The following is a 13,933-nucleotide window of genomic DNA, read 5'->3' as shown; positions in this document are numbered from 1 at the left end:
CGCCGTTCAATAAGGCCTATCAGCTTTCCGCTGACAGGCCTTTTTTAATTTCGCTTATTGACTCAATACAGACAGTCGCCTAGCAAAGTCCTCATATCGCTTCCGGTTAACACCTAAGTCTGAATACCCCACCCTACTCGCTGAACGAAAGTGAATTAGCTTCTGCTCATCATCCAGATAAACCTCCACATCGTCTTTGAAACGCATCAGCGGACTGGTAAAAACGGCATACAAATAGTGATCACTTTGCTGAAGAATTTTTGCCCCCGGCATAGCGTCTATGACATTTTGAACCTTCTGCATCTGCTGCTTTGCTTCTATATCGAAGGCAATCGATTTTACCTGCTTATCAGGCTTATCGGTTTGAGTTGATACGCTATTAGGCCGACTTCCCAAGGGCTTCAGCTCACCATTTTGAACACCTAATTTAGGTGCTGTATTGTTCTCAATTACTCGCATTGTGATGACTCCAGCCAGTATAAAAAATATCAGTAGATAAATAACTTTCTTCATTGTCTTATCCTCTAGTTATGCAAGTATATTGCGCACAATCTATTTATTCAAGCCACAAAAAAGGCCGCATTAATGCAGCCCTATTATTCACCTAATAGTCTAGGTAATTACTTACTCAACTTACGGTAAGTTGCCACAACACGGTCCAGATTTTCCAGAGAGGTATCACTATGGAAAGTATCACTTGTAGGTTTCTTGCCAGGGAAGAAGCCTAGGTAAATATCCAGCTTACTCGCATTTGCCAGTTTATCTAGCCACTCACCTTCAACAATTCCAATATTATTCTCAGCTATTCGCGTAAAAGGAATCAAGTCACCTCCGTCGATACGAATACCTAAATTCTTTGCTTCGCTGGCAATATCAGAAGAACTGTTAATGTGAATCTCATTTTCTTTAAAGGTTAGCCAAATTTGAGACATATAACCTTCTTTACCCATCTCCCAAGTTGGCGTGCTAATAACAAGCCCTTGAGTTAATGCTGTATCACCCTGCTTTAACACCCAAATATCATAGTTTGCAGGAAGGTCTTTCTCGCTAATTGCTAAGGGCTTAACAGAGCCTTTCTTTTGCACAACAGGCGCTTTAACAACATCTTTTTTAGCTTCCTCTACCTTCGCAGCTACTTTTTTAACCTCAGCTTTAGCTGGCTCTTTTTCTACTGCTACCTTCACACCCTTGTCTGCTACCGCTGTAACGGCCTTCTGCGTTACTTCTGCGACAACTTCCTTAACTGTAGGCTTCACCTCTTTGCTGACCGGCTGTTCAGTCTTAGCACCTGGTTCAACCACAGGAGCTTTAAGGCTTTTCATCATTTCATCAGCTTTAGCAGCATTTTCTTTCTCGTTCCTAGCTAGCTCCTCTTGGCTTGGCTGTACTTCCGCCACACTAAGCTCAGCCGAGCTATCAGACATCGCACTATTGTCCTTCTTATCAACTGAAGCACAGCCAGCAGCTAAACTGATGACTAAACCAGCTCCCACCAAAGATAGGCTGCGATTCAAGTTTGAAAGATTTGTTTTTGCTGCATTCAGCATTTGAAATGTATTGAGTTCGGGTTTCATTTTTTCTTCCTAAAACAAGCAACAGAGCGCCTTGCACTTTTCGTCATAACTACAACATTTGCCACTTATGCCACCATAAGCACCAATAATTTACTCAAGATCAGGAAAGGCTTTAATTCAGTGTAGACATAATTCTCGCTTTGCCAGCTTTACAAGCAAGGTATAAGGTTAAACAATGTCAAATACGCAGGTTTATCATTAATTTTGTCCACTGCGTCACACGAGTTACCCATACTACCTATTAAAACTATCTTTTTCACCTATTGGATAATTAAGGATTTCATCACATGCCCCTATTAGACTGTATTGAGCGACAAACTGCTGACACGGTATCAGCAAGTATTATTTGGCTGCACGGCCTCGGGGCAAATGGAAACGACTTTGTACCTATCGTCGAGGAATTAGCGCTACCGGAAGGCTTAGGTATACGCTTTATATTTCCAAATGCCTCGGAAATCCCCATCACGGTTAATGCTGGCTATATCATGCCCGCCTGGTATGACATTCTTGAACTGACTGAAGAGCGCGTGATAAACCACGAACAATTGCAAAGTTCGGTGAAGAATATCCAAACGCTGATCGATAGGGAAATCGAGCGAGGCATCAAGAGCGAACGAATCATTGTAATGGGCTTTTCGCAGGGTGGAGCCGTGGCCTACCATGCAGCCTTAACTTACCCCAGCCCCCTTGCAGCACTGGCAGGCTTGTCGACCTATTTTCCACAAGAAGATAGCTTTGATACCGCGCCCGCGAATAGCCAGCTGCCAGTATTAATCTGCCACGGCACTCATGACCCAATGGTCGTGGAAAGGCAAGGTAAAAAAGCGGCGGCGATTCTTGAAGCGCGAGGCCACACAGTGCAATATCTAAACTACCCGATGGAACACGAAGTTTGTCTAAGCGAGATACAAGACCTATCGCGTTTCTTTCAGGCTCATTTGATGTAATGCTGTTTTATAGGTTGAGCCCTAAATGAAAAATAAGAATAAAATACAAATCAGTTCTGCAATTATTTGGGGCGTCGAGCTTTCGCCCTTCGTATTAAAGATGCAAGCTTACCTGGAGTACTGTGGCATCCCTTATCGCCGCTTACCCGCGCATGGAAGCTATCTTGAAAATACTCAGACCTTATTACGCCTTGAGTATCAAAAACAGCATAAGCAGATAAGCCGCTATCCTGAAATGGATGCCGACTTAGATGAGTACCCTGCCGTTCCTTTCTTTACTGAAAACGGCAAAGATTTTCAATACGACAGCACAGCCATCGCACACTATCTTGACCAGAAGCCCCCCACTCAGGGAAATAGCCATAGACATCGCTTATTCCCGGAAGACCCTTGTTTGAATTTTATCGCCAGCTTAATCGACGAAGCCTTTGACGAGTTCGGCCTATACATGGTCCATCATATGCGCTGGGTAGGCTCCGCCAAGTCGAACATAATGGGTAAATTACTCGCAAAAGAATTTCGTCACGCTTTGCCGCCAGGCGGCCCCTTACTACTTTCCAGGCGCTTTCCTAAGCGACAGGTGGCACGCTGTCCTTACTTATTTAGTGTCGCGCCAAAGAGCTATCGAAGCGGTGTTTCAAAAGCTCTATCCCCCCCGTATAAAGAAGGTTTTCCTGAAACACATACCTTATTGTTCGAAAGCTGGAAGCAATATCTAAAAGGCATGGAGGAAGTATTAACCCTGCAAAAATTCTTACTCGGTGATCAGTTTACCATTGCCGATGCCAGTGCCTACGGCCAACTCGCTATGAACCTGGTCGACCCAGAAACAAATAAGCTAATGCAAGAACTCGCTCCGCAGACACACGCCTGGCTTGAGATGATCTATAGCGGCAAACATCGCTTACAACAGAAAGAAGGGGAGCTTTATTTTTCAGGGGCACTTAAGCCCTTGCTCAACACCATCATGAGCACCTATGCATCGCTCATGGTTCAAAATAAGCAGGCATATCACCTGGCAAAAGCTCAGGGAGCAACAGAGTTCAACGAACTAGCCTTCAATCAGGGAAAAACACTTTATACAGGAAAGTTACGTGGCTACCCTTTTAAGTCAGTGGTAAAAACCTTTCAACTCAGAACCTGGCAGGAGCTTTGTGAAAAATGGAAGCGTTTAGACCAAAGCGAACAAAATACCATTAAAGCACAGCTAGAACTTTGTGCTCTTTTCGAAACAGAGGATGCTGAATTGAAAGAGACAATTGTTTCGGCAGAGGCTTAAGGGCTATGATAGCTTCATATTTTTCTTCAATAAGGATTCTCAGTGACAGATCAGGCAATTACCCTACAAAACATTTCTGGAAAAACCATTCTGGTAGGCATCACCTATTTTGACCGGTCTGGAGAAGTGCTGGATCAAAAGCAGCTCGCTGGTACTGTTTGCAAAGTCACAGAAGAAGATGGCATCACCGTCCAGGACTTGAAACAAGAAAGTGAATTCACCATCCCTTCTTCACTTCGCCCCTGGTTTATTGCACCACCCGGTGACTATCACGACCCGATTAGTGGTAAGCAGGTACAAAACCCTGACTATCTCGTCACCTGGGATGTCTATAAAACCAAAGAAAGTACGCCGGAAGGCGAACATGAATGGTGGGAATGGCGACCACAGCTCGCCAACCCTAGCGTCGGCCAAAAGTAATCAGTAATATTTACTTGAGGCCATCTAAAAGCGCCGAAAGAGTTTGATTGCCCTTTTTCTGCACAAGCTCTTTATCTTTTTGCTCGCCACCTTCCCAATGCAAGTCATCTTCGGGAATTTCATCTAAAAAGCGACTAGGAATGGTTTCTATTTTCTCGCCATATTGTTTTCGTGCTGCAGCATAAGTCAATGCTAAAGTCCGCTGGGCTCTTGTGATGCCCACATACATCAGGCGGCGCTCTTCTTCGATGTTATCTTCTTCAATGCTGTTTCTATGCGGCAATAATTCTTCTTCAAGCCCCATGATAAAAACATGTGGAAATTCAAGACCTTTCGAGGCATGAAGCGTAAGCATGTGCACCTTATCGCTATCATCCTCTTCTTCTTGTTGCTCCAGCATATCTCGAAGGATCAATTTGGAAACCGCTTCTTCTATACCAATTTCATCCGCTGTGCCTTTATCGGCGTCGATCATATTTTTTAACGAATCAACCAAGTACCAGATATTCTCCATACGTTTCTCAGCCGCTTTTGGCGTATTAGAGTTTTGGTACAGCCATTGATCATACTCAATATCGGTAAACAACTGCTTGATCACAGGTATCGGATCTTCCTGATAACAACGTTCCGTTGTTTTTCGTAACCAATCGCTAAAGCGCCTGACCCGATCCAGCGCCTTACCACTCAACACTTGTTCCAAACCAATTTCACCGACAGCCTGATTCAAACTAATATGTCGCTCAGTCGAATAATTTCCGAGTTTCTCCAAGGTTGAGGGGCCGATCTCTCTGCGTGGTACGTTGACTACCCGAAGAAATGCTGCGTCATCATCAGGGTTAGCAATGAGACGCAAGTAGGCCATGGCATCTTTGATTTCATTCTTGGCAAAGAAGGAGGTACCACCAGACAAGCGATAAGGCACCTGAAAAGCCTGCATCTTGATTTCCAGCAGACGCGCCTGGTGGTTACCACGATAAAGCACAGCGAAGTCTTTAAAGGGGATATCCTTTTTCAACTTAAGATCAAGAATCTCTGCGGCAATTTGTTCTGCCTCTGCATCTTCATGGCGACAACGAATTACACGAATTCGCTCTCCGTCACCCAGCTGGCTCCATAGTGCTTTATCAAACATATGAGGGTTGTTGGCGATCAAGGTATTCGCCGCACGCAAGATCAAACTGGTAGAGCGATAATTCTGCTCCAGCTTAATCAGCTTCAGGCTTGGGAAGTCTTTTTCCAGACGCGCCAGGTTTTCTGGCCTTGCTCCACGCCAGGCATAGATAGACTGGTCATCGTCGCCTACGACTGTCAAAGCATGACGGTCACCCACGATTTGCTTCACCAGCTCGTACTGAGCCATATTAGTATCTTGGTACTCATCAACCAAGAGGTAGCGAATCTTCTGCCGCCACTTGCTTAATATATCCGGATGTTCAGCGAAAAGTTGTACGGGTAAAAGAATCAGATCATCGAAGTCGAGCGCATTATAGGCTTTGAGGTAGCGAGTATAGGTTTCATACACATGTGCCAGGGTGACATCGTCAGGCGTTTGAGCTTGCTGTGCGGCCTGAGCCGGAGTTAGCATGGCATTTTTCCAGTTTGAAATCGCCATCTGAAATTCATTGATTCGGTCGCTATTCTCTTCACCATCTTTCATCATCAGGTCGCGAATCAACGCTTTAGCATCTTCACTGTCGAAAATAGAAAACCCCGGTTTATAGCCAAGCGCCTTATGCTCGGTGCGAATGATATTCAAACCCAGGTTATGGAAAGTCGATACGGTTAAACCACGCGCATCAGGCCCCGAAACCAACTGCCCGACACGCTCTTTCATCTCGCGAGAAGCTTTATTGGTAAAGGTCACCGCAGCAATATGGCGCCCCGGAATACCACAGCTTTTAATCAGGTAGGCAATTTTTCGCGTGATTACACTGGTCTTGCCGCTGCCAGCGCCCGCTAGTACGAGTAAAGGACCACCAACATAATCTACGGCTTCTTGCTGTTTAGGGTTTAACTTATTCGCCACTACTTTCTCTTCTTTCTGTCTATCTCGATAAAAATAAATGGGCTCAGGGCCCGTGACTCTGAGCCCATTTATTTTTCTATTCCATCATTCTTTCACGTCAACTCATTGCTTTCCAGATACATTTTGTCGCTTTGTAGCACTTATTCTAAATAGATATAAATAATGAACACAGTCGTAGCGCCGCAACACTGCCTTTAGTTGTGAAATTGGAACAGATATTTTCGTTGTTTTGTTTCATTTTTTATTTACTGCAGGGGTTTAAATCGCCATGCTCGTCACCATTTAGTGCATTGCTATTTGTTGTTTTTAAGACTGATACCTCTTTACCGCTCGCAAGGATCTTTTACTTTCGCATGAACACCTTATCTACCCAGGCTTCCTCCGCTTCCACGACCACCAAAAAAATTGCAGCCCAAATTGCCAGCGAGCTTTCGGTCAGACCTCAACAAGTCGATGCAACCATTGAACTAATTGATGAAGGTTCAACGATCCCCTTTATTGCACGTTATCGAAAAGAAGTGACCGGCGCCCTAGATGACTCACAGCTCAGAAAGCTTGAAGAAAGGCTCCGTTACTTACGAGAGTTAGATGATAGGCGTAAAACTATTCTCAGCAGCATTGACGAACAAGGTAAACTCACTGATGCGCTTGCCTCGCAAATCGCTAATGTCGCCAGCAAGAACGAACTGGAAGACCTCTACCTTCCTTACAAACCCAAGCGCAGAACCAAGGGCCAGATTGCAATTGAAGCCGGTCTGGAACCCTTAGCGGATAGTTTGTTTAAGGACCCGACTCTAGACCCAGAGTCTGAAGCGAGTAAATTCATTAGCACTGATAAGGGCATTGATGACTCACAAGCCGCACTAGATGGCGCAAAGTACATTTTGATGGAACGCCTCAGCGAAGAAGCCAAGCTACTCGGCATACTCAAAACTTACCTCTGGGATCAGGGCGAGATTTTTAGTGCCGTTGTCGAATCTGAAAAAGCCAAGGGTGATAAGTTCCAGGACTATTTTGACTTCAGTGAAGCGATAGCAAAAATCCCATCACATCGTGCATTGGCACTATTTAGAGGCCGCAACGAAGGCGTGCTCAATATTAGCCTGCAGCCTCAGGGTTATGACGCAAGTGACCGTTTAACGATTCATCCCTGTGAAGCCAAAGTCGCCGCTTATTACAATATTGAGGACCAAGGCCGAGCAGCCGATAAGTGGCTAAAAGAAGTGGTTCGCTGGACATGGCGCGTTAAACTTAACAACCATATCGAGACTGAACTACTTGGCAAGCTAAGAGAACAAGCTGAAAAAGTTGCCATCGATGTTTTTGCAGAGAACCTAAAAGATCTGTTATTAGCAGCGCCAGCCGGTGCGAAAGCAACATTAGGCCTTGATCCAGGCCTGCGAACTGGCGTTAAAGTGGCGGTGATCGACCAAACAGGCAAATTACTGGATCACGCAACAATCTACCCTCACGCCCCCAGAAACCAGTGGGACGAATCTATCGAGATAATCGCCGCCCTCTGTAAAAAACACCACGTTGAGCTGCTCAGCATTGGCAATGGTACTGCCTCTCGTGAAACTGATAAGCTGGCTGCCGACGTAATGAAACGCTACCCCGCCTTGGCTTTAACCCGAATTATGGTCAGCGAGGCCGGCGCCTCGGTTTATTCTGCATCAGAATTAGCTGCAAATGAGTTCCCGGATCTGGACGTCACCATTCGAGGCGCTGTATCGATCGCGCGCCGTCTTCAAGATCCTCTGGCAGAGCTCGTAAAAATTGAACCTAAAGCCATTGGCGTTGGTCAATACCAGCATGATGTTAGCCAAGTACAGCTCAACCGCAGCCTGGGGGCAACCATCGAAGACTGTGTTAACGCTGTCGGTGTCGACGTCAATACGGCTTCTGCACCATTGCTGGCAAAGGTATCTGGTCTGAATGCCAGTATTGCCAGCAATATTGTGGCATTCCGTGATAGTAACGGACGCTTCAACTCTCGAAAAATACTCAAAGAAGTCCCACGCCTTGGACCAAAAGCATTCGAGCAATGCGCTGGATTCTTACGTATTCTTGATGGTGAAAACCCACTAGATGCATCCGCAGTCCATCCGGAATCTTATCCCACAGTGAAGGACATTGCTCAGAAGAGTCAGCAAGATATTGGACAACTTATAGGCAATGCCGGAACTTTAAAGAAGCTATCAGCTAACGACTTTGTTAGTGAAAGCTGCGGCCTGATCACTGTTCAAGATATTTTCAGCGAACTCGCCAAACCCGGTCGCGACCCGCGCCCTGAGTTTAAGTTTGCAGAATACAAAGAAGGCGTCGAGACAATCTCTGACCTGAAGCCGAACATGGTGCTCGAGGGAGCGGTAACGAACGTGACACACTTTGGAGCCTTCGTTGATATTGGTGTGCACCAAGATGGTCTCGTCCATATCTCGGCACTGGCGGACAAATTTGTTAAAGACCCTCGCGACGTTGTCAAAACAGGTGATATCGTAAAGGTGAAAGTCATGGAAGCTGATCCAAGACGAAAACGAATATCACTGAGTATGAGAATGGGCGACGAAGCACAAATGAACGATAAAGCTCAAAGCAGCCCAGAACATCAAAATAAGCACAGCAACGCCAAGCAGAATAGAAAACCCAAGCAAACCGAGGCACCAATGTCCGGCGCCATGGCCAATGCTTTTAGTAAGCTTAAATTGAAGTAAAATGATAATACTGCGGTCTTATTTCGAAACAACTCGCACCCACAATAGGATTAACACATGACAGCGCCCTCAAACACCAACAATAATGCTCATGCGGGCCTGTCTCCGAGCGACTTAACGATCCTGGCACAGCATATTAAAGAGCAGGGCTTACCGATTTCACGCGGCATAGAAAAAGAAGGTCTTCGGGCAGATAGCGAATTTTCGATCTCGCAGAGAAATCACCCTGAAGCCTTGGGCCATCCGCTGACTCACCCTTCCATTACCACTGATTACTCGGAAGCTTTATTAGAGCTAATTACACCGGTTGAAGACTCTAGAGAAGGCCTGCTAAAAACATTGCAAGATACGCATAAGTTTGTTGCTAGCAATATTGGCAATGAAGTTCTCTGGTCTGGCAGCATGCCCTGCAAGCTTGATGGCGAGCACAGCATTCGTATTGCTGAATATGGCGACTCCAACATTGGACGCTTGAAGTACGTCTACCGGGAAGGTCTAGGCCATCGATACGGCCGAACCATGCAAAGCATTGCGGGCCTGCACTTCAACTTCTCGATCAATGACTCCCTTTGGCTTAATCTAAAAGAAGCGCATGGCAATAAAGAGCAGTCACTACAAGACTTTAAGTCGGAGCAATATTTCGCTCTGATTCGAAACTTTCGTCGCTACTCTTGGCTACTCATGTATTTATTCGGTGCGTCGCCTTGCCTAGACCAGAGTTTTGTCGCTGGCCAAAATCACTGCCTCGAATCATTTGATGATAAGGGCACGCTGTATAAGCCTTATGCTACCTCGCTCAGAATGGGAGACCTCGGCTATCACAACAACGCCCAATCATCGCTAAATATCTGCTTTAACAGCCTGGAAAACTTCACCCATACACTTGGCGATGCCATTAACACTTCTTACCCGCCATACCAAGAGCTTGGGCTAAAGAAAGGTGACGCTTACCTTCAGATCAATACGAATATTCTGCAAATCGAGAACGAATATTACAGCTCAATCCGACCAAAGCGCAGTGCACTGTCAGGCGAAACGCCACGGCATGCACTCAACGAACGCGGAGTCGAATATATCGAGGTACGCTGCCTGGATTTGAACCCATTTTTACCATTGGGAATTTCTGACAGACAGGTCGACTTTATGGATATATTCCTGAGCTTTTGCTTACTCCAGGACTCTCCGGTAATTGGCGATAAGGAATGTGAATATCTCGATAGTAACTTTGACCTGGTCGTCAATGAAGGTAGAAGACCAGGACTTGAACTCACCGACCAATCACAAAAGCGAACGCTAAGTAGCTGGGGGCTTGAGCTTCTAAAAGGCATGCAAGGTCTTGCCGAAGTACTAGACCAGGCAACGAGCGACCAACGTTATAAGTCGGCACTAAAGGAACAGCTAGCTAAACTCGATACACCAGATCTAACACCCTCCGCTCAAGTGTTGTCAGTCATGAAGAAAGAGTCTCTATCCTGGCTAGAGATCGCTGGAGAACTTTCAAAGAAGCATCAATTGGTACTCAGTGCTGAGCCAGCACAAAACCAATTCAGCCAGTTTGAAAAACAAGCGCAGGAGTCGTTTAAGCAAGCAGAAGAAATAAAGCGTAGTGATCGTATTTCTTTCGATAGATACCTAATGGACTATCAGGCGCAATAACTCTAGATTTTCTCACGACTCTTTCACAAAACTTGCTGCACATCTGTTCACCGATACGTTTTAGTATAAATTTTGTGCAGCGTTTTCCATGTCGTAAAACAAAACTGAAATTCCCCTCATTTTTGACCATCCTGTCATTGTTGCAGGTACGCTCCTGTGTTAATTTTGTTAACGCTTGAAACGGAGTATTTCTGTTGGTGTTCTTTTTGTATCTCGCTAACTCAGTCTTGATATCAAAAGCGTTCACTCACATTAATTGTTTCATCTTAAAATGATGACTTACACGCCAAATAAAATTATATAAATAAGGCATTTCACGCTTGTAGGAGAGCGTTCTGAGCATTAAGTTTATGTTCAGGCTTTGTGAATAAGTAAGGATTCTTAATGTGGATGGCGTTGCCAAACCACTTTGTTAGCCGAACGGGAAGCTATATTCTGCTCTACATCTCATGTGGCGTATTGAATATGGCTATCTCAATGATGCTTGTAAAAGTGCAAGGCAGCTTAATGAAAGGAGTGGCCAAATGGCCCAAGACTTTTCTTTATGCTGGGATATTGACTCACTAAACAAAGCTTATCGTCAGGGATATATGGCGGGAGTGATGGGAGCAGATATTCAGCAGTGCCCTTATTCTGGCGAAGTAGTGCAAGCTGCATGGGAAGCAGGCTGGGAAGACGGCGTCGAAAAATGCGAACTGGATAAGCCGAACGAAAGGGTTGGCAAAATCGCCTAAGCTCTCTACCCTACGGCCCCTTTCTTATTTTCGCTTTAGAAGTCGCTAAGCCTTATCTCTGAACAACAAAGCTGGTAAACAAGAGATCATCTATCTGCCCATCACCCGTTTCTTCTTCCAGAATCTGCTGCACAAGTTCTAACGCTTCAAGTCGAACCTTCTCCTGACCTGCTGAAGTACCGAGTGTTTCTTCAGTCTGACGACTTAAAAGCATCACGATCTGATGGCGAACCAAAGCATCATGATTCATAACTTCGTTTACCGCAGCGCCGCTCGATGTTCTGACTGAGACACCTGCCTTGAGAAACTTTAGCTTCTTTCCATTGTCACTACCAAAATTAGCGACAAACGGTGGCGTTAAGTCATGATATTGAATCGATACAGGCGCCCCCTCTTCACCCTCATCTTCTGCTGCTAAAGGCATCGCTACACACATCGATAGCATTAATAAAAAAAACGCTGGAACTTTTATACTCATTTGCACTCTGTCATCAATTGCTTAAAGAAGTAATTATAGGCTGGAAAAGTCAGCCTGCAACACCTTCACCGACATTCTTAACGCAAGACCAAAGCAATTATCATTGTTATCCTAATATGACATTACAAGCTCTTAAGAGAAAAACAAATTTGTTTACTCAGGCGGCTCACTAGTGAAGAATACATTTTTGACCGCGCTCTTTACCTCTTTTATAAGGTAAGCAAAGCGACTACAAGTTTACGAGCAACAAAGATCATGACATTCCCTTCTTCACAGCAACGCTTTCTATTTATTTTTATCGCTTGTGCGGCACTATTAGTCACTGCCACCTACATTGAGCCTTTTAGCAGCATGGACCCATGCCCAATGTGTATGATGCAACGAGTATTCTTTAGCGGCATTGGGCTCGTTGCGCTGATCGGTGCAATCCATAATGCAGGAAAGATCGCTTCGTCCATCTACGCATTCCTCGCAGCACTCTTATCTGTGGGTGGTGCCGCTGTTGCTATTCGACAATTGTGGCTACAAAGCTTACCCGAAGACCAGGTCCCCGCATGCGGCCCCGGCATCGATTATATGCTCGAAGTGTTTCCCTTATTGGAAGTAATCGAGATGGCCCTACGAGGCACAGGCGATTGCGCAAAAGTTCAGTGGACCTTCATGAGTCTATCAATCCCAGGCTGGAGCTTATTGGCGTTTATTTGCTTTGCAATAATCGGCTTGAGTATATTATTTAAGAAAGATAACAAATAAACTGTTGCGAGCATTAAACAAATTAGTTAGTTTCATGACTACACGCTATTTGTTACAGAAGTAAGCACAAAGCTTACCGAACAATACGCAAAACATTTTGTTTTTCATCTGCAAAAGTAAAATGATAATAAACAGGTAGCCAAGCAAGCTACAAACAACAATTACTTAAACGAAACGAGCTAGCTAAGTACCGACAAGGTACAACAAGTCTCGAAACGATAATGTAGTAGAAAGGGGTTAATGAATGCTCGAGAATTGCAAGAATGCTGCAGAGCGATGGGGTGGAGTAAACGACTTAATCGATAAATGGCTTAAGGAAAGGCAAGCGCTTATTGTCAGCCTGTGCGATCTATCTGTAAACCCAGGCAGCTCTCAAGAAAATAAAGCAGAGAAGTTCCAATCGTTTTGCCAGATATTGGTCGACTATGTTTCGGTCGGACACTTCGAAGTCTACGAGCAACTCGTTGCCGAGGCAGCAGAGTATGATGACGGTGGACTTGAGCTTGCAAAGAAAATCCTTCCTCGCATTGAAATGTCCACCGAACAATCTCTAGCGTTTAACGATCGCTTCGACGATATACATAAAGTCGACGATGGCATCGAAGGCCTTATTAAAGAGCTCGACTCCTTAGGAAAAACCCTTGAAGAGCGCTTTGAGCTTGAAGACACGCTGATTGAAGCACTTCACGCGGTGCACGCAGACACAACCGCTTAGTTCTAAATGAACTCCTGAGCGATAGCCAGAACTTCTTAATTCTGGCTATATTATGCGCTTCCCCTCCAGATCATATTTATTCTCTCTTTTTCCTCGTCTCTGACTATACTAAAGATGTAATGACGTCCTTTTAAAATCGAATCAAATCTATCAGGTCTATCGGTGTTTAAAAAACAAACTTCTACCCTTTTACTCAGTCTGGCACTTGCCGCATGCGCGGAAGGCCCCACTAGCAGTAAACAGCTTGCGACTCAAGGCTTACTAAGCGGCGAACTCAGCCCTAACGGATACCTTGCGGTCATCGGATCGGTTCATCATGGCGGGAGCTTTTGGAACACCAAAAAGAAAGAGCGCCTCTATGACTGGAATCATAAAAGCGGCGAATACTCATCCATCCGGGCCTCAGCGGTTTCCGGTGACGGTAAGAGAGCCGTAACCTGCCAAGAAAAAGACTTAGTGCTATGGGACGCTACGAATGGTAAGTCCCTACAGTTCTGGCAAGCAGCCGATCGAATCGAAGCGATTAGCTTAAACCAAGATGGGCGACGAGCATTGCTAGGCCTGAGAGATGGTACGGTCAATTACTTTGACCTTGATCGAGGTATGGCCATACACAGCTTTAAGCNTGTGTATGGCC

The 13,933-nt window shown here is 45.2% G+C and carries 12 protein-coding genes; 8 read left to right on the top strand and 4 right to left on the bottom strand.

Annotated elements, in window-relative coordinates; genetic code table 11:
- Positions 1-54 precede the first annotated feature (54 nt).
- Together A3757_RS00190 and A3757_RS00185 are read right to left on the bottom strand one after the other, a co-directional pair.
- Positions 55-513 (bottom strand): DUF1499 domain-containing protein, encoded by a 459-nt coding sequence (locus A3757_RS00190; RefSeq protein ID WP_082865110.1) that lies wholly within the window; start codon positions 511-513, stop codon positions 55-57.
- Positions 514-620: 107 nt separating this feature from the next.
- A complete protein-coding gene (locus A3757_RS00185; protein ID WP_068506619.1) occupies positions 621-1,574 on the bottom strand; it encodes a hypothetical protein in 954 nt (317 codons plus the stop codon).
- 287 nt (positions 1,575-1,861) lie between these two features.
- Between A3757_RS00185 and A3757_RS00180 the strand changes: the two genes are divergently transcribed.
- The 3 genes from A3757_RS00180 to A3757_RS00170 are packed head-to-tail and all read left to right on the top strand — an operon-like array spanning position 1,862 to position 4,220.
- A complete protein-coding gene (locus A3757_RS00180; RefSeq protein WP_068513036.1) occupies positions 1,862-2,521 on the top strand; it encodes an alpha/beta hydrolase in 660 nt (219 codons plus the stop codon).
- A 25-nt stretch (positions 2,522-2,546) separates the two neighbouring features.
- Positions 2,547-3,800 (top strand): glutathione S-transferase family protein, encoded by a 1,254-nt coding sequence (locus A3757_RS00175; RefSeq protein WP_068553057.1) that lies wholly within the window; start codon positions 2,547-2,549, stop codon positions 3,798-3,800.
- A gap of 42 nt (positions 3,801-3,842) precedes the next feature.
- Positions 3,843-4,220, top strand: coding sequence for a hypothetical protein (locus A3757_RS00170; protein ID WP_068553059.1), 378 nt, complete (start codon positions 3,843-3,845; stop codon positions 4,218-4,220).
- Between the two features lie 10 nt (positions 4,221-4,230).
- On the opposite strand, the gene rep is transcribed toward A3757_RS00170, so the two are convergent.
- A complete protein-coding gene (gene rep / locus A3757_RS00165) occupies positions 4,231-6,246 on the bottom strand; it encodes a DNA helicase Rep (RefSeq protein WP_068553061.1) in 2,016 nt (671 codons plus the stop codon).
- Positions 6,247-6,599: 353 nt separating this feature from the next.
- Between rep and A3757_RS00160 the strand changes: the two genes are divergently transcribed.
- The 3 genes from A3757_RS00160 to rmf all read left to right on the top strand — a co-directional run bounded on the left by A3757_RS00160 (position 6,600) and on the right by rmf (position 11,350).
- Positions 6,600-8,960, top strand: a complete 2,361-nt coding sequence (locus A3757_RS00160) for a Tex family protein (protein ID WP_068514555.1) — start codon at positions 6,600-6,602, stop codon at positions 8,958-8,960.
- Between the two features lie 57 nt (positions 8,961-9,017).
- Positions 9,018-10,616 carry a glutamate--cysteine ligase gene (gene gshA, locus A3757_RS00155; protein ID WP_068514553.1) on the top strand — a complete coding sequence of 533 codons (1,599 nt, stop codon included), beginning with the start codon at positions 9,018-9,020 and terminating at the stop codon, positions 10,614-10,616.
- 524 nt (positions 10,617-11,140) lie between these two features.
- Complete coding sequence (gene rmf / locus A3757_RS00150) at positions 11,141-11,350, top strand: ribosome modulation factor (RefSeq protein ID WP_068514633.1); 210 nt, start codon at positions 11,141-11,143, stop codon at positions 11,348-11,350.
- A gap of 52 nt (positions 11,351-11,402) precedes the next feature.
- On the opposite strand, the gene A3757_RS00145 is transcribed toward rmf, so the two are convergent.
- A complete protein-coding gene (locus A3757_RS00145; protein ID WP_068514550.1) occupies positions 11,403-11,828 on the bottom strand; it encodes a flagellar basal body-associated FliL family protein in 426 nt (141 codons plus the stop codon).
- Between the two features lie 255 nt (positions 11,829-12,083).
- Here A3757_RS00145 and A3757_RS00140 point away from each other — a divergent pair, with 255 nt between their 5' ends.
- Both A3757_RS00140 and A3757_RS00135 read left to right on the top strand, forming a co-directional pair.
- Positions 12,084-12,581: a disulfide bond formation protein B gene (locus A3757_RS00140; RefSeq protein WP_068511884.1), complete on the top strand. Its 498-nt coding sequence runs from the start codon at positions 12,084-12,086 to the stop codon at positions 12,579-12,581.
- 244 nt (positions 12,582-12,825) lie between these two features.
- Complete coding sequence (locus A3757_RS00135; RefSeq protein WP_068554126.1) at positions 12,826-13,296, top strand: Rsd/AlgQ family anti-sigma factor; 471 nt, start codon at positions 12,826-12,828, stop codon at positions 13,294-13,296.
- Positions 13,297-13,933 lie beyond the last annotated feature (637 nt).

Source organism: Oleiphilus sp. HI0117, from assembly GCF_001635235.1.
Note: the sequence above shows the minus strand (reverse complement) of the source record. Positions and strands in the feature narration are given on the sequence as shown.

Bases quoted from the DNA above. Each gene is read 5' to 3' on its own strand.
- A3757_RS00175 (WP_068553057.1), top strand. From the start codon at position 2,547: ATGAAAAATAAGAATAAAATACAAATCAGTTCTGCAATTATTTGGGGC.
- A3757_RS00190 (WP_082865110.1), bottom strand. From the start codon at position 513: ATGAAGAAAGTTATTTATCTACTGATATTTTTTATACTGGCTGGAGTC.
- A3757_RS00135 (WP_068554126.1), top strand. From the start codon at position 12,826: ATGCTCGAGAATTGCAAGAATGCTGCAGAGCGATGGGGTGGAGTAAAC.
- A3757_RS00185 (WP_068506619.1), bottom strand. From the start codon at position 1,574: ATGAAACCCGAACTCAATACATTTCAAATGCTGAATGCAGCAAAAACA.
- A3757_RS00160 (WP_068514555.1), top strand. From the start codon at position 6,600: ATGAACACCTTATCTACCCAGGCTTCCTCCGCTTCCACGACCACCAAA.
- gshA (WP_068514553.1), top strand. From the start codon at position 9,018: ATGACAGCGCCCTCAAACACCAACAATAATGCTCATGCGGGCCTGTCT.
- rmf (WP_068514633.1), top strand. From the start codon at position 11,141: ATGGCCCAAGACTTTTCTTTATGCTGGGATATTGACTCACTAAACAAA.
- A3757_RS00140 (WP_068511884.1), top strand. From the start codon at position 12,084: ATGACATTCCCTTCTTCACAGCAACGCTTTCTATTTATTTTTATCGCT.
- A3757_RS00180 (WP_068513036.1), top strand. From the start codon at position 1,862: ATGCCCCTATTAGACTGTATTGAGCGACAAACTGCTGACACGGTATCA.
- A3757_RS00145 (WP_068514550.1), bottom strand. From the start codon at position 11,828: ATGAGTATAAAAGTTCCAGCGTTTTTTTTATTAATGCTATCGATGTGT.